At 35.1% G+C, this 25,029-nt stretch carries 22 protein-coding genes and 3 tRNA genes; 11 read left to right on the top strand and 14 right to left on the bottom strand.

The annotated features are described in order from the left end of the window. Positions 1-1,063: 1,063 nt before the first annotated feature. Positions 1,064-1,270, bottom strand: a complete 207-nt coding sequence (locus AC0UBM_RS13760; RefSeq protein ID WP_475688971.1) for a hypothetical protein — start codon at positions 1,268-1,270, stop codon at positions 1,064-1,066. A gap of 667 nt (positions 1,271-1,937) precedes the next feature. Between AC0UBM_RS13760 and AC0UBM_RS13755 the strand changes: the two genes are divergently transcribed. Both AC0UBM_RS13755 and AC0UBM_RS13750 read left to right on the top strand, forming a co-directional pair. Next, a complete protein-coding gene (locus AC0UBM_RS13755; RefSeq protein ID WP_475688970.1) occupies positions 1,938-2,687 on the top strand; it encodes a hypothetical protein in 750 nt (249 codons plus the stop codon). Positions 2,688-3,801: 1,114 nt separating this feature from the next. Next, entirely contained in the window at positions 3,802-4,614 is an 813-nt protein-coding gene (locus tag AC0UBM_RS13750; protein ID WP_414037165.1) for an HAD family hydrolase, read from the top strand. A gap of 179 nt (positions 4,615-4,793) precedes the next feature. Here the strand turns inward: AC0UBM_RS13750 and AC0UBM_RS13745 are convergent, their stop codons facing one another. The 7 genes from AC0UBM_RS13745 to tgt all read right to left on the bottom strand — a co-directional run bounded on the left by AC0UBM_RS13745 (position 4,794) and on the right by tgt (position 12,723). Continuing rightward, on the bottom strand, positions 4,794-5,216 hold the full coding sequence (locus AC0UBM_RS13745) for a secondary thiamine-phosphate synthase enzyme YjbQ (RefSeq protein WP_475688969.1): 423 nt from the start codon (positions 5,214-5,216) through the stop codon (positions 4,794-4,796). A 116-nt stretch (positions 5,217-5,332) separates the two neighbouring features. After that, the gene (locus AC0UBM_RS13740; RefSeq protein ID WP_475689190.1) at positions 5,333-6,517 is read right to left on the bottom strand and encodes an asparagine synthetase B; all 1,185 of its coding nucleotides are present in this window, start codon (positions 6,515-6,517) and stop codon (positions 5,333-5,335) included. A gap of 376 nt (positions 6,518-6,893) precedes the next feature. After that, positions 6,894-8,447 (bottom strand): replicative DNA helicase, encoded by a 1,554-nt coding sequence (gene dnaB, locus AC0UBM_RS13735; protein ID WP_414037167.1) that lies wholly within the window; start codon positions 8,445-8,447, stop codon positions 6,894-6,896. 166 nt (positions 8,448-8,613) lie between these two features. After that, positions 8,614-9,567, bottom strand: coding sequence for an acetyl-CoA carboxylase carboxyltransferase subunit alpha (locus AC0UBM_RS13730; RefSeq protein ID WP_414037168.1), 954 nt, complete (start codon positions 9,565-9,567; stop codon positions 8,614-8,616). A gap of 63 nt (positions 9,568-9,630) precedes the next feature. Further along, positions 9,631-10,527 carry a DMT family transporter gene (locus tag AC0UBM_RS13725; RefSeq protein ID WP_475688968.1) on the bottom strand — a complete coding sequence of 299 codons (897 nt, stop codon included), beginning with the start codon at positions 10,525-10,527 and terminating at the stop codon, positions 9,631-9,633. Further along, positions 10,514-11,590 (bottom strand): LptF/LptG family permease, encoded by a 1,077-nt coding sequence (locus tag AC0UBM_RS13720; RefSeq protein WP_414037170.1) that lies wholly within the window; start codon positions 11,588-11,590, stop codon positions 10,514-10,516. The genes AC0UBM_RS13725 and AC0UBM_RS13720 overlap by 14 nt, the downstream gene beginning before the upstream one ends. Before the next feature lie 2 nt (positions 11,591-11,592). Further along, positions 11,593-12,723, bottom strand: a complete 1,131-nt coding sequence (tgt, locus tag AC0UBM_RS13715; RefSeq protein ID WP_038527959.1) for a tRNA guanosine(34) transglycosylase Tgt — start codon at positions 12,721-12,723, stop codon at positions 11,593-11,595. A gap of 173 nt (positions 12,724-12,896) precedes the next feature. Between tgt and AC0UBM_RS13710 the strand changes: the two genes are divergently transcribed. The 4 genes from AC0UBM_RS13710 (at position 12,897) to AC0UBM_RS13695 (ending at position 16,099) form a co-directional block, all read left to right on the top strand. Further along, positions 12,897-13,742: a transketolase gene (locus tag AC0UBM_RS13710; RefSeq protein ID WP_414037171.1), complete on the top strand. Its 846-nt coding sequence runs from the start codon at positions 12,897-12,899 to the stop codon at positions 13,740-13,742. A gap of 21 nt (positions 13,743-13,763) precedes the next feature. Continuing rightward, a complete protein-coding gene (locus AC0UBM_RS13705) occupies positions 13,764-14,717 on the top strand; it encodes a transketolase family protein (protein WP_414037172.1) in 954 nt (317 codons plus the stop codon). Positions 14,718-14,763: 46 nt separating this feature from the next. Continuing rightward, entirely contained in the window at positions 14,764-15,360 is a 597-nt protein-coding gene (locus tag AC0UBM_RS13700) for an outer membrane beta-barrel protein (protein ID WP_475688967.1), read from the top strand. A 154-nt stretch (positions 15,361-15,514) separates the two neighbouring features. Continuing rightward, a complete protein-coding gene (locus tag AC0UBM_RS13695) occupies positions 15,515-16,099 on the top strand; it encodes an outer membrane beta-barrel protein (protein WP_414037174.1) in 585 nt (194 codons plus the stop codon). A gap of 77 nt (positions 16,100-16,176) precedes the next feature. Here AC0UBM_RS13695 and AC0UBM_RS13690 read toward each other — a convergent pair whose 3' ends face one another. Continuing rightward, positions 16,177-17,130, bottom strand: coding sequence for an FKBP-type peptidyl-prolyl cis-trans isomerase (locus AC0UBM_RS13690; protein ID WP_475688966.1), 954 nt, complete (start codon positions 17,128-17,130; stop codon positions 16,177-16,179). 83 nt (positions 17,131-17,213) lie between these two features. On the opposite strand from AC0UBM_RS13690, the gene AC0UBM_RS13685 reads away from it, so the two are divergent. Together AC0UBM_RS13685 and AC0UBM_RS13680 are read left to right on the top strand one after the other, a co-directional pair. Then, a complete protein-coding gene (locus tag AC0UBM_RS13685) occupies positions 17,214-17,606 on the top strand; it encodes an RNA-binding S4 domain-containing protein (RefSeq protein WP_414037176.1) in 393 nt (130 codons plus the stop codon). A gap of 92 nt (positions 17,607-17,698) precedes the next feature. Beyond that, positions 17,699-18,202 carry a phosphoribosyltransferase family protein gene (locus AC0UBM_RS13680; protein WP_414037177.1) on the top strand — a complete coding sequence of 168 codons (504 nt, stop codon included), beginning with the start codon at positions 17,699-17,701 and terminating at the stop codon, positions 18,200-18,202. On the opposite strand, the gene AC0UBM_RS13675 is transcribed toward AC0UBM_RS13680, so the two are convergent. Beyond that, the gene (locus AC0UBM_RS13675; protein ID WP_434035406.1) at positions 18,194-18,715 is read right to left on the bottom strand and encodes a shikimate kinase; all 522 of its coding nucleotides are present in this window, start codon (positions 18,713-18,715) and stop codon (positions 18,194-18,196) included. The two genes, AC0UBM_RS13680 and AC0UBM_RS13675, sit on opposite strands and share 9 nt — an antisense overlap. A 134-nt stretch (positions 18,716-18,849) precedes the next feature. On the opposite strand from AC0UBM_RS13675, the gene AC0UBM_RS13670 reads away from it, so the two are divergent. The 3 genes from AC0UBM_RS13670 (at position 18,850) to AC0UBM_RS13660 (ending at position 19,373) form a co-directional block, all read left to right on the top strand. Next, positions 18,850-18,922 (top strand) — tRNA-Lys (locus AC0UBM_RS13670). Between the two features lie 64 nt (positions 18,923-18,986). Then, a tRNA-Leu gene (locus AC0UBM_RS13665) sits at positions 18,987-19,071 on the top strand. Between the two features lie 229 nt (positions 19,072-19,300). Continuing rightward, positions 19,301-19,373, top strand: a tRNA-Lys gene (locus AC0UBM_RS13660). A gap of 202 nt (positions 19,374-19,575) precedes the next feature. On the opposite strand, the gene AC0UBM_RS13655 is transcribed toward AC0UBM_RS13660, so the two are convergent. The 4 genes from AC0UBM_RS13655 to AC0UBM_RS13640 all read right to left on the bottom strand — a co-directional run bounded on the left by AC0UBM_RS13655 (position 19,576) and on the right by AC0UBM_RS13640 (position 24,797). Then, on the bottom strand, positions 19,576-20,142 hold the full coding sequence (locus tag AC0UBM_RS13655) for a TlpA family protein disulfide reductase (protein ID WP_475688965.1): 567 nt from the start codon (positions 20,140-20,142) through the stop codon (positions 19,576-19,578). 115 nt (positions 20,143-20,257) lie between these two features. After that, positions 20,258-21,619 (bottom strand): spondin domain-containing protein, encoded by a 1,362-nt coding sequence (locus AC0UBM_RS13650; RefSeq protein WP_475688964.1) that lies wholly within the window; start codon positions 21,617-21,619, stop codon positions 20,258-20,260. 106 nt (positions 21,620-21,725) lie between these two features. Beyond that, positions 21,726-22,397: a Crp/Fnr family transcriptional regulator gene (locus tag AC0UBM_RS13645; RefSeq protein WP_414037181.1), complete on the bottom strand. Its 672-nt coding sequence runs from the start codon at positions 22,395-22,397 to the stop codon at positions 21,726-21,728. Positions 22,398-22,523: 126 nt separating this feature from the next. Continuing rightward, complete coding sequence (locus tag AC0UBM_RS13640) at positions 22,524-24,797, bottom strand: aconitate hydratase (protein WP_434035403.1); 2,274 nt, start codon at positions 24,795-24,797, stop codon at positions 22,524-22,526. Positions 24,798-25,029 lie beyond the last annotated feature (232 nt).

Genomic DNA, 25,029 nt, shown 5'->3' with positions numbered 1-25,029 from the left:
GTAAAATTTTAGGCTGTCCGAGCAAACGAATAATCTTAAATAGCATATTTTTTTTACAACCTAATTAGTTAATTAAAAGAAAAAAACATGAGCGAGTTCCTAAAATTTAGGAGACAAACAAAACATTTAGATGAATTTTCGTAAGTCTAGACTTTTTTGTTTAGTTCACACTTTATAATTTTAAACATAAGAGTTCTTGAATCTCTTGAAATCGATTTCTTTTTTTGGCAATGAAAAAAAGTAAAGATAAATACCCTTAAGAGCACAAAATAATCTCACAATTCCAATTAAAATATCAAACACTTCAACACCCCAAAACGGCCTACTGAAAATATATCGTAAAATATGAAGAAGACACCATAAAATTCTATCCACTCCGAGCCCTTACTGTCATTCTTAGGCACGAAGTAATCTCACCCTTTTTAATTTTAACCAACAAATACGTTATTAGTCCGCCCCGGCCTATCGAAAAATCATCGTAAAATGTGCAGTGAAGCCTCCGTAAAATTTTAGGCTGTTTGAGCAAACGAATAATCTTAATTAACATAATTTTTTTTCAACCTAATTAGTTAATTAAAAGAAAAAAACATGAGCGAGTTCCTAAAATTTAGGAGACAAATAAAACATTTAGATGAATTTTCGTAAGCCTAGACTTTTTTGTTTAGTTCACTCTTTATAATTTTAAGCATAAGAGTTCATGAATCTCTTGAAATCGATTTCTTTTTTGGCAATGAAAAAAAGTAAAGATAAATACCCCAAAACGGCCTACTGAAAATATATCATAAAATGTGCAGTGAATATTTCGTAAAATTTTAAGCTGCTTGAGCTAAATAAAATTAAATAAGTACCTCTATCTGTTTATATAAGTAGAATACGATTTAAAAAGAAGCCTCAATAGCGAGTTCTTAAAATTTAGAGATAGAACAAAACATTTAGAGATATTTTTAAGCCTAGACTTTTTTGTTTAGTTCACACTTTAATATTTTAAAACATAAGAGTTCATGAATCTCTTAAAATAGATTTTTTTTCACAAGGAAAACAAAGTAAAAACTAAAACAAACCTTCAAAGCTTCTCCTTGCTATGAACTGCCCTTAGAACATCATCATACGGCACTTTAAAATAATCACTATACTCACGAATACTAATACGTTTACGGATTTTAATACCATACTCCTCAAGAATATCACGCATATAAACTTTAGCTGTTTTATTGCATACGCCCATAAGGAGTGCAACATCTTTACTGTTTAAAAGTAGTCGATATCCCATAATTCTGAGTATTTATAAGTAGGTTAAGTAATAATTCTCTCTTCTAAATTCCTGTTTAAAATTGTTAATAATGAATCTGATATGTACTGAAACACATTTAAAATCTAAAATAAATGAACTGAAAAACACACAACTTACTCATAATTAGATAATTACACAAATTTTAAGCGTAAAAAAAAATATAATCCACGTCTTTACAAGAACATTTAAGATGATAACCAAACTAAAATAATTCTAAAACTCATAAGTAAACACCTAATTAACCTAACCCCATAGCAAAGCCATACCAAAGCCATAGATAAGCCATGAGAAGCCTATTAAAACACCGCATCCAAAAGGGGTCAATTTTAGTAAAAATCAAGAAAAAAAGAGATTAAACTAGAAGGTTTAGAAAAAAACAAGAAATATCACGAAAATACGGGAAGGTTAAAAAAAAGAACAAAACTCTTGCTGTAATTTAGAATCGAGAGTTTGTAGATAACTGAATTATGTATGTATAATATGCTGGCATGAGCCTCATATGTCCCGGGAATGTAAACAGGCATAGACAAACATATTATTAACTGCAGGTTGTAAAAATAGAAGTAGAACAAACAAAGATTGAGTATCTCTTGTGTTTATAGCTACTAGACCATAATTATACAGCCTGCATAAAACCAAGAATATTATGGCAAAGTATAAATCTTTATTTAATGTTGAAGGTTCAATAGGAGAAGTAACCTTCTATAAGGGAGAAGACGGATACTACATCCGTTCTAAAGGAGGTATCAGTAGAGACCGCATACTAAATGACCCTGCTTTTGTTAGAACGCGTGAGAATAATAGTGAATTTGCAGAAGCAGCAAGTGCAGGTAAACTATTAAGACACGCCATTACGGCTTTATTAATCGAGGCGAAAGATAACCGTATGACCTCTAGATTAACGCAAATTATGAGTCGCGTTAAAAATGCCGACTTAACCTCGTCAAGAGGGCAACGGAAAGTAAGCATTGGAATTACAACTACCGATGGTAAAAACGCAATTAAAGGCTTCGAATTTAATATTAAGGCGCTACTAAGCAGTGTACTGTTAGAGGCTTTTTCTTTAAACACAACCACGGGAGAAATTAGCATACCTAATTTTATTCCGTCCCAGGATCTCAACAGTCCTAGTGGCTCCACACATGTGAGTTTCACGGCTGGTTTCTTAAATCTTAATTTTAACGACAATAATTCAGACTTACAATTAAGTCCTACAATTAATTTAGCAATCAATACCACGGTGTCCCCAATAATTTTAACCCCTACCGCAACCCCAGTAGGAACCGGCACCGCGTTTTACTTTTTAAAAATTGCATTTTACCAAGAGGTAAACGGTACCCAATATCCTTTAAAGAATGGAGCATATAATGCGCTACAACTTATTGATGTACTGTAAAGTGCAATGATACTCAATTTAAAATCCTCGTAACCACGAGGATTTTTTAGTTATAAAAAATACAAATACCACCTCCTCACATACCCCCACCAAACAATAAACCACCAACAACTAAACCAGCAAACTACTACTCTACTATCCCACTACATTACTAACCCACTAACCAATAAATCATGACTCATCATGTCATTCCCAGGCACGAAGTAATCTCACCCTTTTCAATTTTTAACCAACAAATACGTGATTAGTCCGCCCCGGCCTATCGAAAAATCATCGTAAAATGTGCAGTGAAGCCTCCGTAAAATTTTAGGCTGTCCGAGCAAACGAATAATCTTAAATAGCATATTTTTTTTCAACCTAATTAGTTAATTAAAAGAAAAAAACATGAGCGAGTTCCTAAAATTTAGGAGACAAACAAAACATTTAGATGAATTTTCGTAAGCCTAGACTTTTTTGTTACCTTTTTTGGGCAATGCAAAAAAGTAAAGATAAATCCCCTTAAGAGCACAAAATAATCTCACAATTCCAATTAAAAAAATAAAACACTTCAACACCCCAAAACGGCCTACTGAAAACTCATCGTAAAATGTGAAGAAGACACCATAAAATTCTAGCCAATCCGAGCCCTTACTGTCATTCCGAGGCTCGAAGGAATCTCACCCTTTTTAATTTTAACCAAGAAATACGTTATTAGTCCGCCCCGGCCTACCGAAAAATCATCGTAAAATGTGCAGTGAAGCCTCCGTAAAATTTTAGGCTGTTTGAGCAAACGAATAATCTTAATTAACATAATTTTTTTTCAACCTAATTAGTTAATTAAAAGAAAAAAACATAAAGCGAGTTCCTAAAATTTAGGAGGCAAACAAAACATTTAGATGAGTTTTCATAAGCCTAGACTTTTTTGTTTAGTTCACACTTTATAATTTTAAGCATAAGAGTTCATGAATCTCTTGAAATCGATTTCTTTTTTTGGCAATGAAAAAAAGTAAAAACAGAACGTCATTCCAAAAAACAAAGAAGTCTCATCATTCAAGTTCCCTCCGAAAATAACACCCACTTAACACCTTACCTCCAATTAATGCCGTATTTTTGAAGCTTAATAAAAAGACACAATATGGAATTATCTCAAGTGAAACTCGTAGTAACCGATATGGATGGCACCTTACTAAACTCTAAAGGAGAAGTGAGTGCTAATTTCTATGATCTATTTCGCGAACTACAAGCCAATAATATTCAGTTTATTGCCGCTAGTGGCCGTCAATATTTTAGTATCGTTGAAAAACTTGAAGCCATTAAGAATGAAATCACCATTATTGCAGAAAACGGCGGACTTACAAAACGAGGAGATAAAGAGTTAGCTAAAACCATCTTGTCTAAAGAAAAAATAGACGCTATACTCCCACTGCTACGAACCATCGATAAGACATTTATTGTACTTTGTGGTAAAAACAAAGCCTATATAGAAACAGAAGACATTCATTTCCCGAAATTGTTAAGCGAATATTACACCGAGTTTAATACCGTAGCCGATCTTACCGAAGTCACCGATGACGAATTCTTAAAACTAGCCATTTATCACACCGAAGATTCTGAAGCTTTTATCTACCCGAAAGTAAAGCACTTGGAAGATGAATTTAAAATAAAAGTCTCTGGCCAAAACTGGTTAGATATCTCTCATCACGATGCCAATAAAGGCTTTGCTTTAAAACAAGTGCAAGACGAGTTTGGTATTACCGAAGATGAAACTATGGTCTTTGGAGATTATAATAACGATCTGGAAATGCTTGGCCGTGCTTATTTTAGTTATGCTATGGAAAATGCACATCCCAATGTAAAGGCTACAGCCCGTTTTGAAACTAAAAGCAATGACGCACTGGGTGTTGAAACCGTTCTACAAGAATTAATTGATGCTAAGAAACAGCGCTAAGAAGTATTCTACAATACCTCCCTAGTTCCAATGATAATCCCAGAAACGAGTAATCCCACACGCTTTAAAACGACACTCGAATGCAAAACAAAATCACCTTCAACAAGGCAACATTTAAAACAGAGAATAGCTAACAGTATATCCTTAATGGAGCAAACCTGACTATACACATCAGTCTATTAAGCTCCAAAAGCCGTAACAACCAATTGTCTTGAACCTCCGTAATCACGGTGTTCGCACAAATAAATCCCTTGCCAAGTACCAAGATTTAATCGTCCATTAGTGATGGGAATCTGTACACTTGCGCCCATTAAAGACGATTTGATATGAGCGGGCATATCGTCTACACCTTCATAAGTATGTATAAAATACGGTTGGTTTTCGGGCACCATCTCATTCATATGACGTTCAAAATCGACCCGCACCGAAGGATCTGCATTTTCATTTATGGTTAAACTTGCCGACGTATGCTTAATAAACACCTGCAACATGCCAACTTTTATATGTTTTAATTCAGGAAACTCTCTTATAATAGTCTCTGTAATTATATGAAAGCCGCGTTTATACGGTTTTAAAGTCATTTCTTTTTGAAAAGTTTTCATCGTAAGAGTTTATATTTAAAGAATCACGAGATGTAAATAGACTAGTATTTACAATGTACACTATTGCCTTTAATTTATCGGTAGACACCACCAACACCACATTAAACGGAACTTAATTAAGTTTTTTGTTTCTTCTTTTTTGCCGCCGGAAACAATACATTATTTAAAATAAGTCGATACCCCGGAGAAGTAGGATGTAGTTCCAATTCGGTTTTAGGATCGCCAACCTTATGGGTATAATCCTCTGGATCGTGACCACCATAAAACGTAAAGAATCCCTTGCCTTTTATACCGTGAATATATTTGGCCTCACCATTACTCGAATTTTCGCCAAGTACCAATACATTCGATTTAATCTCATCGCGCGTAAACGACGTGGTTTGCCCCATAAATCCTTTCACCAATGCAGTATGATTCTGACATAACATTGTAGGCACAGGATCCCATTTGGCAGAAAAGTCCATCAGACTAAAATAATCAGCATCTTTAACAATGCGACGTTTTGGCGTCATGTCTATAGATGAAAACTCGTACACTCTAGGATTGCGTTCTAAAGTATAATTAGTAAATGCAAAAGTCTTCGAGTAATCAATGTCACGCTGATAATCGGGATCACTAGCATCACCATCGAACATGGCTTCGCAAATATCTACACCTTCGGCAGATAATGCAATATCGAAGGAATCGGTAGCACTGCACATGGCAAACATAAAGCCACCACCCACAACGTAATCTCTTATCTTTAAAGCCACAGCCAACTTGGCATCAGACACTTTATTATATCCTAAACGTGCTGCCAATGCTTCGGCTTCTTTTTTATCTTCAATATACCAAGATGCCGTTTTAAAACTGTTGTAAAACTTTCCAAATTGCCCTGTAAAATCTTCATGGTGTAAATGCAACCAGTCGTAAAGAATAAGATTATCGTTTAATACATCTTCATCGTAAACGGTGGTATACGGAATTTCGGCATAAGTGAGCACCATAGTTACAGCATCGTCCCATGGCAATTTTCCCTTTGGTGTATATACGGCAATCTTAGGTGCTTTTTCTAGCACTACAGCTTCCATATTCTGACTCGGACTATCAATAAGTTCCAGGATTTGTATAGCCTTGTCGTTAGATACCACTTCAAAAGACACCCCTCGAATCTGACATTCCTTCTGGATTTCTGCAGTATCTGGTAATAAAAATGAACCTCCTCGATAGTTTAAAAGCCACTTTACTTTTAATTGCTTATCCAGCGACCAATAGGTCATGCCATACGCCTTTAAATGATTTTTTTGTCCGTCGGCATCCATAGGAATCAAGATATACGAAGCAAACATCTGTACCGAAAAGAATATAAATAAGAAGAAAAATAGAATGCGTTTCAAAATAGTTTTGAGGTAAATATTGAAGTTGAAAGATACTTAATTTTTAATGTGCTTTAAAACACTTTAATAAAAGATTAGATGTTAATGTTTCCATGCCCAATTAATTCTGAGATGAATTAGCTTCTCCAGCTTTTAAAAGTACGTAGAAGCCCGAAACTTAAATCTGAAAACCGTTTCACCTGCATATATACCAGATTTCATTTCGTAACATTCTAACTATAACCTCGGTGTATCAAGCAAAAAACCATGAAAATCACTTTAAAAGCAACTTTCATGGTTTCTAATATATGGTCTAAAATGCTTAGAACGGCACGTCGTTATCGTCGTCTTCGTTCATGGCACTTCCAAAGGCATCGGTTGGTGTAGGGAAACTACTTCCAGAACTAAAACCACCTGCTGCTGCATTTTCATTTGGATTTGTATTCATTTTACTATGGAATTCGTAAGGCGAATCAAAATCGTCTAAGTTGTCGAACTTACCTAAATGTCCTAAGAACTTCAGACGGATATTTTCTAAACCACCATTCCTGTGTTTTGCGATAATAAATTCCGCTTGTCCTTCGGTTGGAGAACGCTCGTCATCATCCCATTCTTCAATTTTATAGTATTCCGGACGGTAGATAAACGATACAATATCGGCATCCTGCTCGATCGCACCAGATTCACGAAGGTCGGAAAGTAAAGGACGTTTAGAACCTCCACGCGTTTCAACCGCACGCGATAACTGAGACAGTGCAATTACAGGCACCATTAATTCTTTTGCTAAAGCCTTTAAGTTTCGAGAAATCATCGAGATCTCTTGTTCACGGTTTCCACCATGGCTTGGCCCACCTGTCATTAACTGCAAGTAGTCAATCATGATTAATTTAATACCGTGTTGCGACGATAAACGTCTGGCTTTTGCACGTAAATCGAATATAGAAAGCGAAGGCGTATCATCTATAAAAAGAGGTGCTTTTTCAAGTCCTTTTACTTTTACATTTAACTGTTCCCACTCGTGTTTTTCTAATTTTCCTGTTCTTAATTTCTCTGAAGATAATCCCGTTTCAGACGAAATTAAACGCATAATTAACTGTACAGATGCCATCTCTAAAGAGAAAAAGGCCACTGGTATATTTTGGTCTACGGCAATGTTACGCGCCATAGATAAGGTTAATGCTGTTTTTCCCATCCCTGGACGAGCGGCTACAATAATTAAATCGGAAGGTTGCCATCCCGAAGTTAATTTATCTAGCTTATCGAATCCGGTAGGAATACCACTTAATCCTTCTTTATTAGATATTTCTTCAATTTTCTTCTTAGCTTGAATAACCAAGTCTTGAGCAGTTTCACTCGATTTTTTGATGTTCCCTTGGGTAACTTCGTATAATTTGGTTTCGGCCGCATCTAATAAATCGAAAACATCCTTGGTTTCATCGTAGGCTTCTTCAATAATTTCTGAAGAAATCTTGATTAAACTACGCTGAATAAATTTCTGAAGAATAATACGCGCATGAAACTCGATATGTGCCGAAGATGACACTTTTTGAGTCAATGATATCAGGTAAAAATCACCTCCTGAAGCATCTAACTTTCCATTCTTCTTTAATTGGGTAGAAACGGTTAATAAGTCGATTGGTTCACTATTTTCAAACAGCTGAAATATGGCGTCGAAAATGTGTCTATGCGAATCTTTATAGAAAGCATCGGAGCTTAAGATATCGATAACCTCATCTACACCTTTTTTATCAATCATCATTGCACCCAACACAACCTCTTCTAAATCAGTAGCTTGAGGCGGAATTTTACCGCGTTCTAAATTGATTAAAGTGCTTTTGTCGACCTTGTAGCCTTGTAATTGATTCGGTTGTTTCATAACTGCGAAAGTAACTAAAATGATGCTATTATAATATGATTTTTAACTGTTGATGTTAACCTTTCTTCAACATTCTAACTGTTAATAACTTACAAAAATTGTTAATAACCATAAAAAAACCTGAAGTTTTTCAACTTCAGGTTTTATATGTGAGGGTATCAAAGGTTTAGTCTTTAAATACACCCATATTTTCATATTTTGTCATACGTTTTTTCACTAATTCTTTTGGTGATAAGTTTTTAAGTTCACCATAAGATTTCTCGATAACATCTTTTACAATAGCAAAGGTTGCTTTACGATCTGTATGTGCACCTCCTAAAGGTTCTTTTACAATTTGATCTACCAACTTCTGTTTTTTCATATCCGAAGCGGTTAACTTTAAAGCTTCGGCTGCTTGTTCTTTATATTCCCAACTGCGCCATAAAATAGATGAACATGATTCTGGAGAAATTACCGAATACCAGGTGTTTTCTAACATCAATACACGGTCTCCTACTCCAATACCTAAAGCACCACCAGAAGCACCTTCTCCAATAATAACCGTAATTATTGGCACTTTTAAGCGTGTCATTTCAAGAATGTTTCTTGCTATAGCTTCTCCTTGTCCGCGTTCTTCGGCTTCTAATCCAGGATAAGCACCCGGAGTGTCTATAAGCGTTACAACAGGTATTCCAAATTTCTCGGCAGATTTCATTAAGCGCAAGGCTTTACGATAACCTTCAGGATTAGACATTCCGAAATTTCGCAATTGTCTAGTTTTGGTGTTATACCCTTTTTGCTGACCAATAAACATATAACTCTGATCGCCAATTTTACCCAAACCACCAATCATAGCTTTATCGTCTTTTACATTTCTATCGCCATGAAGCTCTAAAAACGTATCCCCGCAAAGTGCATGAATATAATCTAAGGTATACGGTCTATTTGGGTGTCTAGACAACATAACACGTTGCCATGGACTTAAATTTTTATATATATCTGTCTTAGTCTCTATAAGCTTCTTCTCGATTTGCTTGCAAGTCTCAGTTACATCAACATCACTTTCCTTGCCTATTATTTGGCATTTATCTAATTGCTCTTCAAGCTCTTTTATAGGAAGTTCGAATTCTAAATACTCCATACCAATTAAGGATTTCTAATTTTGTTAGCTTACAAATATAAAAACTTTAGCGTTCAAAATAGGTTAAGACTGTTTTCTTTTTAAAGCATTCCAATTTTTTATGATGCCATTGAGCAATACTGCCCCTAAAATTATAGCCGCACCATAGTAAAAATTAGTCGACATTTTTTCTGTTTCCGGGAACAATATTACAGCCAAAATAATACCGTAAACTGGCTCTAAATTAAAGGTTAACATAACCGTATACGGACTAATATACTCCATAACTTTTACCGAGGCAATAAATGCATATGCAGTACATACCGATGCCAAAATAAACAGATACCACCAATCTGAAGTTTTTAAAATAAAAAATTCCTGACTAAATCCAGATCCATAAATTAAGATGAAGATGGTAATAAATATTACACCACTAATAAATTCGTATATAGAAATGACTGAAGGCCTAAACTGCTTCACATATTTCCCGTTTAAAACTGCAAACAAAGCCGCTAAAAAGGCAGAAAGTATACCTAATAATATACCTACTATATACTCCAATTCGCTTTGAGTGATTAAAACCACCCCAAAAATAACGAGCGAACCAAAAACCATTTCGTATTTAATAATTTTTCGTTTCAGTATAATGGGTTCTAAAATAGATGCGAAAAATGCACCTGAAGACACCATAGATAGTAAAATAGAAATATTAGACACTTTTATGGCCGCAAAAAAGGTAATCCAGTGTAAAGCGATTATAATTCCAGCAACCGATAGTCGCGCAATGTCTTTAGGCGGAATTTTAATACTTATTCCCTTAATATATATGTAGCCATACATAAGTACCGTTGCCATAAGCATACGAAACCATACCAATGCAATGGCATCTATAGTTATTAATTCTCCTAAAATAGCTGTGAATCCCGCAATAAACACCAACAGATGTACATGCAGATAATTGAGTAATTTAGCGTCTCGCATTATATAAAAGGTAGGCGGCTAGCACCCCAAAAATAAGATTAGGAAACCATACGGCGATTAATGGAGAAAAATCGGACTGCTCTGCCATAACCCCAAATATTTTATCGAAAAACACAAAGATCATAGCGATACTCACACCAAATGCCAGATTGACTCCCATCCCTCCGCGACGTTTTTGCGATGATACCGCAACGGCAATAATCGTTAAAATATATACGGAAACTGGTAAACTCCATTTTCTAAATTTCACCAATTCGTAGCGTCCAATACTGGAAGAACCACGTTTTTTCTCCTTTTCGATAAATTCGTTTAAATCGTTATATGTTAAGGTTTCTGCAATGTATTCTAAAGGTGTAAGATCGACTAAATCGAAACTAAAAATAGTATCCTTTCTTCGGGCTGTTTCAAAAACATCGTCGTTTTCACCAACAGTACGTTTTACATAGTTTACCATACGGTACACCGAGTCTTTTTCGATCCAACGAATGTTTCTAGCGCTCAGTTTATAGACCATCTTATTATCTACAATATGCTCTAAAGAGAAGTTTTGCCCCATTTTATTCTTAGCATCAAAACTACTCACATAAATAAAGTCATGATCGTTTATCTGTCTATATACACTCCCAGTCTCTACCGCTTTTTTGTTGTTTTTAAAGTATTTATAATCGAAATCATTAAATCCTTTACTGGCCTGGGGCGCTAAATACATTCCCAAAACCAAGGCCATAATGGCCACAACAGTAGCACCAATCATATACGGTCTTAAAAACCTAGAGAATGATACTCCAGAACTTAAAAAGGCAATAACTTCGGTATTATTGGCTAATTTGGAGGTAAACCAAATCACCGAAAGAAATAAGAATAACGGAAATAATAGGTGCGCAAAATAGATGGTAAAATCTAAATAGAATAAAGCCACCTCTCCAAAAGGTACTTCTCTTTCTAAAATTTTACCAATTTTTTCCGCCAAATTCACGGTAATCCCAATAGGGATAAAGAGCAACAACATCATTAAAAATGTGAGCAAATACCGTTTTAATATGTACCAGTCTAATATCTTCAAGCCTATAGCCTATTATCCATTTGTTTAACCATCATATCTTTCCAAACTCTAAAGTCTCCGGCTAAGATATGTTTTCTCGCTTCACGAACCAACCACATATAGAATCCTAAATTGTGAATGGTTGCGATTTGCTTTCCTAATAATTCATTTACAGAAAATAAATGTTTTAAATAGGCTTTAGAGTATTCTGTATCTACAAAAGTGATGCCCATGTCATCAATTGGAGAAAAATCGTCTTCCCATTTTTTATTTTTTATGTTGATAGAACCGTAAGCTGTAAACAACATTCCGTTTCTTGCATTACGCGTTGGCATCACACAATCGAACATATCTACACCCAATGCAATATTTTCTAATATATTAATAGGTGTACCTACGCCCATTAAATATCTAGGCTTATCCCATGGTAAAATATCGGTTACCACTTCTGTCATGGCATACATTTCTTCTGCAGGTTCTCCTACCGATAATCCACCAATAGCGTTTCCTTCTGCTCCTACTCCAGCAATATATTCTGCAGATTGCTTACGTAAATCTTTATATGTACTTCCTTGTACAATTGGGAAGAATGTTTGTGCATAATCGTATGTAAACGGTGTTTTGTCTAAATGCGTTAAACAACGTTCTAACCAGCGGTGCGTCATATGCATTGAGCGTCTCGCATAGTTATAATCGCAAGGGTAAGGCGTACATTCGTCGAATGCCATAATAATATCGGCTCCAATACTACGCTGAATTTCCATTACATTTTCTGGCGTAAACACATGGTAACTACCGTCGATATGCGATTTAAACTTCACACCTTCCTCTTTAATCTTTCTATTTGAAGATAACGAATACACTTGGTATCCTCCAGAATCGGTTAAAATGTTACGATCCCAATTTATAAATTTATGCAAACCACCTGCTTTTTCAAGGATTTTGGTCTTTGGACGTAAATATAAATGATAGGTGTTTCCAAGAATAATATCTGGGTTTATATCATTTTTAAGTTCACGCTGGTGCACGCCTTTTACAGAACCTACGGTCCCTACAGGCATAAAAATTGGCGTTTCTATTTTACCATGGTCTGTAGTAATTACTCCAGCTCTGGCATTACTTTGTGTGTCTTTAGCTTTTAAATCGAATATCATGTACAAAAATTCTTCAGGGCGCAAAGATAATTAACTCATTGTGATATATTGGTATTAAAAAAAATATAAAAAGACAAGAACGTAAACCTTTACGTAAATTACTAAAACATTAATTTGTTAAACACACATAAAGGGTTATTTTTGAGCCTTTAAAAATTAAGTTATAAAACAACATGGCTAACACAAAAGAATTACAAGATTTAACCACTCAGGTTCGTAGAGATATTCTACGCATGGTACATAAGGTAAACTCTGGACATCCAGGAGGTTCTTTAGGATGCGCAGAATTTTTAGTAGCCCTATACAATGAAATCATGGACCGTAAAGACGGTTTTGACATGGACGGTCTTAACGAAGATTTATTTTTCTTATCTAACGGACATATTTCACCTGTATTTTACAGTGTTCTTGCTCACGCAGGTTATTTCCCTGTAGAAGAATTAAACACATTTAGACTTATTGATTCTAGACTACAAGGACACCCAACTACTCACGAAGGTTTACCTGGTGTGCGTATTGCTTCTGGTTCTTTAGGTCAAGGTATGTCTGTTGCAATTGGAGCTGCTCAAGCAAAAAAATTAAATAACGATTCTAGTTTAGTGTACTCATTACACGGAGATGGAGAATTACAAGAAGGTCAGAACTGGGAAGCCATTATGTATGCTTCGGCTAAGAAAGTAGATAATTTAATTTCTACAATCGATTTAAACGGACAACAAATTGATGGTTCTACAGATACCGTTTTACCAATGGGAAGCATCGAAGCTAAATTTGTTGCTTTTGGTTGGGACGTTCTTACTATTGAAGAAGGAAACGATATAGACGCGATATTAAAAGGTATGGCTGAAGCTAAAGCATTAACAGGAAAAGGAAAACCAGTTTGTGTTTTATTAAAAACAGTAATGGGTAATGGTGTAGATTTTATGATGTACACACACGCTTGGCATGGTAAAGCACCTAGCGACGAGCAATTAGAAAATGCATTAGCTCAAAACCCAGCAACTTTAGGCGACTATTAACCTTCACAATTTACAAAGACAATGAAAACATACACATATACAGAAAAAAAAGATACAAGAAGCGGATTTGGAGCCGGATTAGCCGAACTTGGAAGAACAAACCCTAATGTTGTAGCTTTATGTGCTGATTTAATTGGTTCATTAAAAATGGACGAATTTATTAAAGAAAATCCAGAACGTTTTTTTCAAATTGGTATTGCTGAAGCAAACATGATGGGAATTGCTGCCGGATTAACTATTGGTGGTAAAATTCCATTTACAGGAACATTTGCTAACTTTTCTACAGGTCGTGTTTACGATCAAATTCGTCAGTCTATTGCATATTCAGATAAGAATGTAAAAATTTGTGCTTCTCACGCAGGTTTAACTTTAGGTGAAGATGGTGCAACTCACCAAATACTTGAAGATATTGGGTTAATGAAAATGTTACCTGGTATGACGGTTATTAATCCTTGCGATTACAACCAGACTAAAGCGGCAACTATTGCTATTGCAGAACACAAAGGACCTGTTTACTTACGTTTCGGTCGTCCGTCTGTGCCAATTTTCACACCTGCAGATCAGAAATTTGAAATTGGAAAAGCACTTCAATTAACAGAAGGTGCAGATGTTACTATTGTAGCCACCGGACATTTAGTATGGGAAGCTTTAGAAGCATCGAAAGCATTATACGAAAAAGGTATTTCTGCCGAAGTGATAGACATACATACAATTAAACCATTAGATGCTAAAGCTATTATAGATTCTGTTTCTAAAACAGGATGTATTGTTACTGCAGAAGAGCATAATATTATGGGCGGTTTAGGAGAAAGTGTTGCACGTGTATTAGCAACTAACAAACCTACACCACAAGAATTTGTAGGGACTAACGATACGTTTGGAGAATCGGGAACACCTGCTCAATTAATGGACAAATACGGTTTAAATGCAGAAGCAATTATTAAGGCTTGCGAAACCGTGATAAAAAGGAAATAATTTTAGTAGTTTCGCGTTTAATATAATTATTATTAAAAACGAAATTATGAAAAAATTAATCTTAATGCTTTTTGTGCTTGTTGGAACTATACAATTCACTATGGCACAATCAGGTTCAGGTTACGGTATAAAAGGAGGGCTTAACTATGGCTCGAATGGAAAACTAATTTCTAACACAGGAGATATTATAGCACACCCAGATCGAAACCTTGGTTTTAATCTGGGTGTTTTTGCGAAGTTTGGTAGCTGGTTTTATATTAAACCTGAGTTATTATATACCAATACTAGCAGTGAATACTCTAGTGGCAATAGTGGAGATTCTAAATTTAAAATTCAACAAATAGATTTACCTGTAAATGTGGGACTTCGCCTTATTGGTCCCTTAAGTATATTTGCAGGACCTTCGTTTCAATATAATTTATCCTCTAAATTAGACGGAAAAAAAGCAGAAGATGTTTACAACGAGATTACCACAGGTTACAATGTCGGTCTTGCTTTTAGCTTACGACGTTTTGCAATAGATTTGAGGTACGAAGGTGCTTTTAGCGCAAATCAGAATAATTTCCTTAATAATAACGGCGTAATGCTGGTAGTAGACTCCAGACCAGAGCAACTGATTCTAAATTTATCTATTAGAATTTAATTTAGTCTGCTTAATTTATAGGTATTTGTAGCAATTACATAGTTTAGAAGCGTATTTAATGCCAAATTATCAATTCATAACGACTTCGCGATTAAGCCCCAATCTGAGATAATATTTTTAGTAGTTTCGTGTTTATATTTATAAAAGGAATACTATGAAAAAAATAATGGCAATACTTTGTATTGTCTTTGCAACTATACAGCTTACTTCGGCACAAATGGGTACGGGGTTTGGTGTAAAAGGTGGTTTAAATTATAGCTCTAGTGGTAAATATTCGTCTACTAATGGAGAAAACATAGACCACTCCGACAAAAGCATGGGATTTAATATAGGTGTTTTTGGTAAATTTGGAACCAAAATCTATCTTAAACACGAAGTGCTTTTTACACAAACAAATCAGTCGTATAATGATGACGATTTTAAAGTTCAAAAAGTAGATTCTCCCGTTCTATTAGGAGTACAATTATATGGCCCTTTAGCCCTATTTGCCGGACCTTCTTTTCAATATATTCTTAATGCAAAATTAGACGGTAAAAAAGCAGAAGAGCGCAGTAGTAAAGATATTACTGTAGGTTTTAATATTGGTTTTGCCTATAATATAAATAGAATTGGTATCGATTTAAGATACGCCCAAGGATTTAATCCATACGAATTAGAGTTTAGAACAAATAGTGGTTCGAATGTAACTATAGATTCTAAACCCGAACAACTTATATTAAGTATTTCGTATAAACTTTAAACGCCGTTTATACGTCGTAAAAAAATCCGCTTTACGATATCGTAAAGCGGATTTTTTATACTCTTTATTTTTTCTATTTAATCTTCGTCCTGATTAGAAGCGGTCTCTGTCGGATCTAAATAATTAGGAATACCATTTGCTCCAATATCATTTGTAGGATCTCCATCGTTGTCTAAGTCCTCCCAAATAGTAGGTACATCATCGCCATCATCATCAATATCAATAATATTTGGCACTTCGTCTCCATCGGTATCATCATCACTAAAATCTCCGTTATTATTTAAATCTTCTAAGTATGAATATACACCATCGCTATCATGATCTAAATAAATAACACCTGGCGTTCTCAGTGTAAAAACAAGGCAAGAATACGCAGGGACTTTTGAAAGTGTTAAACTATAGTATCCTAATCCAGAAGGCATAATAATAGCGCCTATACCGTGTTTGTGGTAAGTTACCGTACCATCTCCATTTTCAGAATTACTTACAGATGTTTTAAATTCTATTGTTCCTTCTCTAAAACCATCTACTACTCCAAAATCAGATCCAACTGTAGACATATTTAAACCTACAGGAGTCACTGTACTATCAAATATAGTTCCGTCTAATAAAGTACCTGTATATTGCAAATATGCTCGATCTGTAAAATGAATCACATCGCCTTCACCTTCACGAACCATTAAGTAATACATGGTATAAATTAAATCCTCCTCTTCAGCATCGGCAACCTGCTTGGCTATTAATTCCGGACGCTGACTTAAAGGTATTTTATCGCTATTTTCACCAGCAATAGTATCTATAACCACCTGGAAACTATCATTTGCTTCGCTATACGGGTTATCGAAATCAAATTCGTCATAATTATAAAAGTGAGTATCTAAGTAAGCATCAATCGCCGCTTTATTTTCCTCATACACTTCTGTCCTATCTCTAGCTGGTACAACAACGACTTCATCATCGTCGTCATCATTTTTACATGTGAAAACCAATGCTGCTAATAAAATAGTTAAAGTGACTGTTCTTAATTTCATTATTGCTTATTTTTGGGGCGCAAGATACGATTTTAAATATAATTTTGCACAATTAGTTAATTGATGATTTTCACAAGTAAAGTATGCGAATAGATAAATATTTATGGTGCGTAAGATATTACAAAACAAGGAATATCGCGACAACAGCCTGTAAAAAAGGACATATAAAAGTTAATGGAGCTGTAGTAAAACCAAGTCGAGACGTATATCCTCAAGATAAAATTGAAGTTCGTAAAGACCAAGTAAATTACAGCCTGAAGGTTAACGATTTGCCTCCAAATCGAGTTGGTGCTAAATTAGTCGATCTTTATCGCGTAGATACCACGCCAAAAGAAGCATTTGCAGCGCAAGAACTTTTAAAATATGCTAAAGATTATTATCGCAAAAAAGGAACTGGACGCCCGACAAAAAAAGATCGTCGAGATATAGACGATTATCAGGACGACCAGAATGTAGAACCTACAGAAGACAATTAATCCGGCTTAACATTTAACTCCTATATTTAATTCTTAAAATGATAACGGGATAAAAAAACTCTCTTTATCTTTGATTAAATTTCAACGCACACATGGAAACGACTAAAAACATTATTTTAACTCACGATGAAATCAATCATAAAATTAAGCGTATCGCTTATCAGATTTATGAAAGTAACGTGTATGAAGAGGAAGTGATTTTAGCAGGTATTGATAGTAACGGCTATATCTTAGCTAAAAAACTAAAAACCATTTTAAGTAAAATTTCGCCTATAAAACCTATCCTTTGTAAAGTAATTATAGACAAGAAAAACCCTAGAAACGATATTAAAACTTCTTTAGACGTAGAAGACTACAAGAATAAGTCGATTGTTTTAATAGACGATGTTCTAAACTCGGGAACTGCTTTAATTTATGGTGTACGTTTCTTTTTAGATGTGCCTTTAAAACAGTTTAAAACAGCTGTTTTAGTAAATAGAAACCATAAGAAATATCCGGTTAAAGCCGATTTTAAAGGCATTTCTTTATCTACATCTTTAAATAACCATGTTACCGTAGATTTTGATAGCAAACAGTTTGAAGCGTATTTAGACTAAATGCGTCATAACCTCATCTAAGATAGTAAACTGCGTTTTCTTATCTACACTTATAGAAATATCTGCTTGATTATAATATGCAGCGCGCTCAAATAAGTGTTTCCCAATAAATTCTACCAATTCTTCGTCTGTATCAAAACGATTTAATAAAGGGCGTTTGGCACGTTCGTGCTTTAAACGTCCCACCAATTCGTTAATTCCCGCTTTAAAGTAAATCGAAGTGGATTTGCTATCGGCTTTAATAAGATCCATATTATTTGCATAGCAAGGCGTGCCACCTCCTAGAGCTAACACCACATCGTTTTGTTCCTCTAAAATCTCTTTAAGGTACTCGTGTTCTTTTTTTCTAAAATAAATTTCCCCTTTAACTTTAAAAAGTTCAGAAATAGATAATTCTTCTTTTTCTTCAATATAATGGTCTAAATCTATAAATGGGTAATTTAGTGTTTTGGCCAACTTTTTACCTAAAGTTGATTTCCCCGAGCCCATATATCCTATTAAAATTAAATTCATTTGAGGTGCTTTTTATTGATACTTAAAAACATACGTAATTGCACAGCAAAAAAACGAAAAAAAAATAAGAAACAGGCTTGGTTTTCTAAATAAAGGTGATATATTTGCACCCGCAATACGCAAACAAAAACAATGACCTGGTAGCTCAGTTGGTAGAGCATCTCCCTTTTAAGGAGAGGGTCCTGGGTTCGAGCCCCAGCCCGGTCACAACAAAAAAGGTTAAACACATTCGTTTAACCTTTTTTTATTTTTAAACCTCACTTTTTATAATGCGCACGTGGCGGAATTGGTAGACGCGTTGGCTTGAGGGGCCAGTGTCCGTTAAGGACGTGGAAGTTCGAATCTTCTCGTGCGCACTTTTAAATTATACGCTCTTTATTATTTTTTAAAATATTTTTTATTTTTTTTCGATAAAAAACACAATTTATAACACACTTATAATCAGCTTTGTTAACCTAAAATTAATCGTTATTTTAATGATTATAAGATTAAAAAAGCCATTAATTTTACGATTATATTAAAAATAGGTTGGTAGTTTAATAAAAGATAGTATCTTTGCACCCGCAATACGCAAACAAAAATAATGACCTGGTAGCTCAGTTGGTAGAGCATCTCCCTTTTAAGGAGAGGGTCCTGGGTTCGAGCCCCAGCCCGGTCACAACAAAAAAGGTTAAACATTATGTTTAACCTTTTTTTATGCGCTATAATTAAATAACTTCTATTTTATTGCATCAAGTCCTAAAGGTGTGAGATTTCAGATTTATGTAAATTTGTAGTTAATGTAAAAAGAAAGGGTGTTACATCTTTCTACTCTCGACTCCGCTCGCACACCCTAGAAGCGTATATTGTTATTAAGAAACCTACTCCAACAACAACTTATCGATAGTTTCTCTTACCGTATCACTATTCCAATTAGATGCTCCGGTTTTATCGATCACTATGCTTCCATCTCTACCTATTAATAGTGTTCTAGGTATAGAAGATGTATTTAAGGCCTGTGGAACTGCTGAAATGGGCTGATGCACCGGAATATTAAACTCTCGCTTTTCTAAAAAAGAGTTTATAACAGTTTTGTCTTCATTCGAAACAAACAAAAATTGAACATCGTCTTTATAATCCTTATGTAAGTTTACCAAACTTGGCATCTCTGCTATACATGGCGGACACCAAGTAGCCCAAAAATTAATAAGTACAACTTGACCTTTAGCCGATGTAAAATTGTAGGGTTCGCCATTTAAATTGGTTAATTTCCATTGATAGGTATCTAATTGTTCTTGATCGGATTTATCTTCTACAGCAGGAGCAAATAACGCTAATCCCTTTTGAAGAAAGACTTGTATAGGCTGTCTGGTCTGAGGAATTATTAGCAATACGATAAATACTGCAAAAATGACATTTGAAATTTTATTGTGTTTTGATTTTGACATTCTATATTATAAATTGATTAAAAAAAAGAAACGCATCCTCTTTAATAGACGATGCGTTTCAAATTTAATGACAAAATTCTACAATAATTAAGAATTCTGAATACTATTATATATACTAGTTCGCTGTAATTGTAACTTTAAGAACTGAATTTACTGCAGGATAAGTATAACCATCATTAACATTACTTAAAAGCATAACAGCGTTATTCTCTGCTACTCCTGTATCACTATCTAATTGATTTGTAACCGTGTTTGGTCCTATTGCAGGCTCCTCGTTTGTTTCGGTTCCGGCATCCCATAAATAAATACTACTTGTTACATCACCGCTAACAGCATCTCCATTAGAATTAAAAAGTGCAATACCGGCATCGGTTGTTCCAAAAAACACATCGTTTGTAGCTGCTAACATATTTACAAAAGATAAATGATCGCCTACTTGAGCTTCAAAAGTAAATGAATACGAACTTCCTGGTAAAATTGGTCCAGGACTACTATTCCCTACAGGAGTATTAAAAATAGCTCCTTCTGTAACACCTTCTAAACTTAAAATATTTGCTCCTAACAAAGCTGTATTTCCGTCTTCGGCTATGGCTTCTACACCGTTACCATAATCTACTGCACCTTCTGTAAACAACGGTTTGGTTCCATCATTATGTACAACCCAAACACCTGGAGATGCTGGATACGTTACACCTGTATGTTCTGCCGTATAAGTTCCTAAATTAGTAACATCGCCATCTTCAGCAATATTTTCAATCCCTTGTCCTAAATCTGGTTCGCCTTCAGTAAATAAAGGATTTTCACCTCCATGAACCACATAAACACCTGGAGAGAGTGGTGCAACTCTATCTCCTAAGCTTGTAGATAATGTAGCATCGGCTAAATCTTCAATACTAATTAAAAATTGGGTGCCCTCGATATGGTTTACAGTAACATTAATGATTTCGTTAACTTCTGGAAAATTGAAAGCTTCTCCGTTAGTAACGTTACTCATTAGTAAAACGTTTCCATTTTCTACAACACCAGTATTTGGGCCGGATTGATTGGTTACTGTGTTTGGTCCTACAGCAGGCTCTTCATTTACTTCTGTTCCTGCATCCCAAAGATACACTTGGTCTGTAACATCGCCAGAAATAGGATCTCCATTATCATCGTATAAAGCAATACCATCATTCCCTGGGCCAAAAAAGGCATCATTAGTTGCGGCTAGCATGGTTACGAAGGATAGGTGCTGACTTCTACCGGCATCTATAGTAAATTCGTATTTTTTTCCTGGGGTTGCAGGTCCTGGACTAGAATCTCCTGCAGGGGTATTAAATACTCCAGATTTTAAAAATGCCTGGATTGGCGCAATATTTTCTATAGTTACTGTAAACGAACTATCTGGTGTAGTGATGATATTAGAATTATCATCGTCACTAGAACATGACACACCTACTAAGCCTAAAAAGGCAACTCCTAAGATTATTTTCTTCATAATTTATCTCTATTTATAATATGTTTAATTATATCTGAAACAAATCTATAGGTTAAGCAAAACTTATTTTGTTAGCTATCTAACACAAACGAAAAAAGTTAAAAATTTATGCAACATTATTTAAAATACGGATTTCTTTTCTATAGAAATCTAGGTAACTCTCTTCTTTTAACTCGTTAAGCAGGATATTTAAGGTAGGTCTAGAAATGCCTATTAATGAAGCAATATCACTTTGAGTATAGTCATGACTAATTATGGTATCTCCTGTATTTGGACAAGGTGTGCCTGAATCTTCACATAATTCCGATAAAAATTCCTTTAAGCGTGTCTTCGAATCTTTAAATAATAAAAGCTGTAAACGTCTTTCTAGTTTCTTAAACTTTAAACCGATAAACTTATAGACTTTAAAACTGAAAGATTGATTATCGCGCATTAAGTCGTACATGGTTTCTACTCCAATAGGACAAATAGTAGTTGAATTGTCTAAGGACTGGGCAAACTCGTCGCGTTTTGTTTCGCCTAAGATGGCCTTTTCTCCAAAAAGCTCACCTCTAGACAATATGGCTTTAACCACTTCTGCACCATCCTCATTATAGTACCCGATTTTAACTTTGCCTTTTTCGATTAAAAATATTTTATTCGAAGAATCTTCTTCAAAATAGATATAGTCTTTCTTCTTATAACCAGAAAATAGATGTTCTTTTTTATAGGCCTTAAACTTATGCGGACATAACTTTCGAAATAAATTTACGTCTTCAAAAAACCAAAGTGTGCTCATAGTAACGGGTATAAAATGGATATTAGACATAGTCGCTATACAGGTATTATCCTTACTGACACCTTTTAAACAAAAAAAACTCCTAAGCAACCTTAGGAGTTTATATGAATTTTCAACTGGATTTAATTAAGCTGACGCATTTTCCTTTTTAATTAGGTTTAATGCAGATCCTTCTTTGTACCACGCAATCTGTGCGGCATTATATGTATGATCTGTTTTAATAACATCTTTAGTTCCATCTTTATGAACAAACTCGATAGTTAATTGCTTATCTGGAGCAAATTCATTTAAATCTAAGAAATTAATTACATCGTCTTCTTGAATTAAATCGTAATCTGATTCATTCGCAAACGTTAATCCTAACATCCCTTGTTTTTTAAGGTTTGTTTCGTGGATACGTGCAAAAGACTTCACTAAAACAGCAGCGACACCTAAATGGCGAGGTTCCATAGCCGCATGTTCACGAGACGATCCTTCTCCATAATTATGGTCTCCCACTACAATAGATTTAATACCTGCTGCTTTATAAGCACGAGCCGTATCTGGCACACCCTCAAAATCTCCAGTCAATTGATTTTTAACAAAGTTTGTTTTCTTATTGAATGCATTTACAGCCCCAATTAAACAGTTGTTAGAAATATTGTCTAGATGCCCACGGTAACGCAACCAAGGTCCCGCCATCGAGATATGATCGGTTGTACATTTTCCGAAAGCTTTTATTAATAATTTAGCACCGGTTATCGAATCACCAATTGGAGTAAAAGGTTCTAATAATTGTAAACGTTCAGAATCTGGATCTACAGATACTACAACATTGCTACCATCTTCGTCTGGAGCTAAATACCCATTGTCTTTAACTTCGAATCCTTTAGGAGGTAATTCCCATCCTGTTGGTTCATCGAACATCACTTCTTCTCCATCCTCATTAATTAACTTATCTGTTAACGGATTAAAGTCTAAGCGTCCTGCAATGGCAATGGCAGCAACCATTTCTGGAGACGCCACAAAAGCGTGCGTATTTGGATTTCCATCTGCACGCTTAGCAAAGTTTCTGTTAAACGAGTGGATGATACTATTTTTAGGTGCGTTTTTAGGATCGCTATATCTTGCCCACTGACCAATACATGGTCCGCAAGCATTTGTAAATATTGTAGCATCTAATTTCTCGAAAATTTCAAGAATCCCATCACGCTCTGTTGTATATCTTACTTTTTCAGAACCTGGATTAATACCAAATTCTGCTTTTGTTTTTAATTTTTTATCTAGAGCTTGTTGCGCTATAGATGATGCACGAGATAAATCTTCGTAAGACGAGTTTGTACACGACCCGATTAATCCCCATTCTACTTTTATTGGCCAATCGTTAGCTTTTGCTTTTTCAGTCATTTCTGCACCTACGGTAGTCGATAAATCCGGTGTAAATGGTCCGTTTAATAGTGGGCCTAATTCTGATAAATTAATCTCTATAACTTCATCAAAATATTGCTCAGGGTTAGCATACACTTCAGGATCTGCAGTTAGATACTCTTTTACTTCATTTGCAGCATCTGCAACATCGGCACGTTCTGTAGCACGTAAATAACGTTCCATAGACTCGTCGTAACCAAAAGTAGAGGTTGTTGCTCCAATTTCGGCTCCCATATTACAAATAGTCCCTTTTCCAGTACACGACATAGACGTTGCACCTTCACCAAAATATTCTACAATAGCACCTGTTCCTCCTTTAACGGTAAGAATTTCTGCTACTTTTAAAATAACATCTTTAGGCGCAGTCCAACCCGTAAGTTTTCCGGTTAACTTCACACCTATTAATTTAGGGAATTTTAATTCCCAAGCCATACCTGCCATAACATCTACAGCATCGGCACCACCTACTCCAATGGCTACCATTCCTAATCCACCGGCATTTACAGTGTGAGAATCGGTACCAATCATCATTCCTCCTGGGAATGCATAATTTTCTAAAACAACTTGATGAATAATACCTGCTCCTGGTTTCCAGAATCCGATACCATATTTATTAGACACCGATTCTAAAAATTTAAACACTTCGCTACTTACATCGTTTGCGTGTTTTAAATCTGTTGAAGCGCCTTCTTTAGCTTGAATTAAGTGATCGCAGTGTACCGTTGTTGGTACAGCTACATTATCTTTTCCGGCTTGCATAAATTGCAATAATGCCATTTGTGCCGTTGCATCCTGACAAGCGATACGATCTGGGGCGAAATCTACGTAATCTTTCCCTCTAACAAATGCTTTATTAGAAACCCCATCCCAGAGGTGAGAATATAAAATCTTTTCAGATAGTGTTAATGGTGTTCCTACTACCTCTCTTGCTTTGTCTACACGTTCAGAAATCTGACTGTAAACACTCTTAATCATGTCAATATCGAATGCCATATTTTTTATTGTTTTATTAAACTATTTTAGATTCTAATATACGAAATGTAAGATGACTATAAAAAAGTTTATATTATATAGAATGATTATAGGAAACATTTTAACTGTTAGAGCTAAAAACCAGAGTAATTCAGCCTTTTTAGCAATGAAATTAAGGTGTTTTGATAAAAAGAGACTTAAACTGAAATGCTCCACTTTAGAATGAAATACCTATTACAAATCATAAAAAAAG

The sequence above is a fragment of the Formosa sp. F44 genome (genome assembly GCF_056238645.1).
Note: the sequence above shows the minus strand (reverse complement) of the source record. Positions and strands in the feature narration are given on the sequence as shown.

What these genes read in the sequence shown, in the direction of transcription:
- AC0UBM_RS13675 (WP_434035406.1), bottom strand. Translation starts at nt 18,715, where the DNA reads ATGAATTTAATTTTAATAGGATATATGGGCTCGGGGAAATCAACTTTA.
- AC0UBM_RS13650 (WP_475688964.1), bottom strand. Translation starts at nt 21,619, where the DNA reads ATGAAGAAAATAATCTTAGGAGTTGCCTTTTTAGGCTTAGTAGGTGTG.
- AC0UBM_RS13740 (WP_475689190.1), bottom strand. Translation starts at nt 6,517, where the DNA reads ATGGATGCCGACGGACAAAAAAATCATTTAAAGGCGTATGGCATGACC.
- AC0UBM_RS13750 (WP_414037165.1), top strand. Translation starts at nt 3,802, where the DNA reads ATGGAATTATCTCAAGTGAAACTCGTAGTAACCGATATGGATGGCACC.
- AC0UBM_RS13705 (WP_414037172.1), top strand. Translation starts at nt 13,764, where the DNA reads ATGAAAACATACACATATACAGAAAAAAAAGATACAAGAAGCGGATTT.
- AC0UBM_RS13755 (WP_475688970.1), top strand. Translation starts at nt 1,938, where the DNA reads ATGGCAAAGTATAAATCTTTATTTAATGTTGAAGGTTCAATAGGAGAA.
- AC0UBM_RS13655 (WP_475688965.1), bottom strand. Translation starts at nt 20,142, where the DNA reads ATGTCAAAATCAAAACACAATAAAATTTCAAATGTCATTTTTGCAGTA.
- AC0UBM_RS13645 (WP_414037181.1), bottom strand. Translation starts at nt 22,397, where the DNA reads ATGAGCACACTTTGGTTTTTTGAAGACGTAAATTTATTTCGAAAGTTA.
- AC0UBM_RS13710 (WP_414037171.1), top strand. Translation starts at nt 12,897, where the DNA reads ATGGCTAACACAAAAGAATTACAAGATTTAACCACTCAGGTTCGTAGA.
- AC0UBM_RS13700 (WP_475688967.1), top strand. Translation starts at nt 14,764, where the DNA reads ATGAAAAAATTAATCTTAATGCTTTTTGTGCTTGTTGGAACTATACAA.
- tgt (WP_038527959.1), bottom strand. Translation starts at nt 12,723, where the DNA reads ATGATATTCGATTTAAAAGCTAAAGACACACAAAGTAATGCCAGAGCT.
- AC0UBM_RS13640 (WP_434035403.1), bottom strand. Translation starts at nt 24,797, where the DNA reads ATGGCATTCGATATTGACATGATTAAGAGTGTTTACAGTCAGATTTCT.
- dnaB (WP_414037167.1), bottom strand. Translation starts at nt 8,447, where the DNA reads ATGAAACAACCGAATCAATTACAAGGCTACAAGGTCGACAAAAGCACT.
- AC0UBM_RS13760 (WP_475688971.1), bottom strand. Translation starts at nt 1,270, where the DNA reads ATGGGATATCGACTACTTTTAAACAGTAAAGATGTTGCACTCCTTATG.
- AC0UBM_RS13730 (WP_414037168.1), bottom strand. Translation starts at nt 9,567, where the DNA reads ATGGAGTATTTAGAATTCGAACTTCCTATAAAAGAGCTTGAAGAGCAA.
- AC0UBM_RS13685 (WP_414037176.1), top strand. Translation starts at nt 17,214, where the DNA reads ATGCGAATAGATAAATATTTATGGTGCGTAAGATATTACAAAACAAGG.
- AC0UBM_RS13695 (WP_414037174.1), top strand. Translation starts at nt 15,515, where the DNA reads ATGAAAAAAATAATGGCAATACTTTGTATTGTCTTTGCAACTATACAG.
- AC0UBM_RS13680 (WP_414037177.1), top strand. Translation starts at nt 17,699, where the DNA reads ATGGAAACGACTAAAAACATTATTTTAACTCACGATGAAATCAATCAT.
- AC0UBM_RS13690 (WP_475688966.1), bottom strand. Translation starts at nt 17,130, where the DNA reads ATGAAATTAAGAACAGTCACTTTAACTATTTTATTAGCAGCATTGGTT.
- AC0UBM_RS13725 (WP_475688968.1), bottom strand. Translation starts at nt 10,527, where the DNA reads ATGCGAGACGCTAAATTACTCAATTATCTGCATGTACATCTGTTGGTG.
- AC0UBM_RS13745 (WP_475688969.1), bottom strand. Translation starts at nt 5,216, where the DNA reads ATGAAAACTTTTCAAAAAGAAATGACTTTAAAACCGTATAAACGCGGC.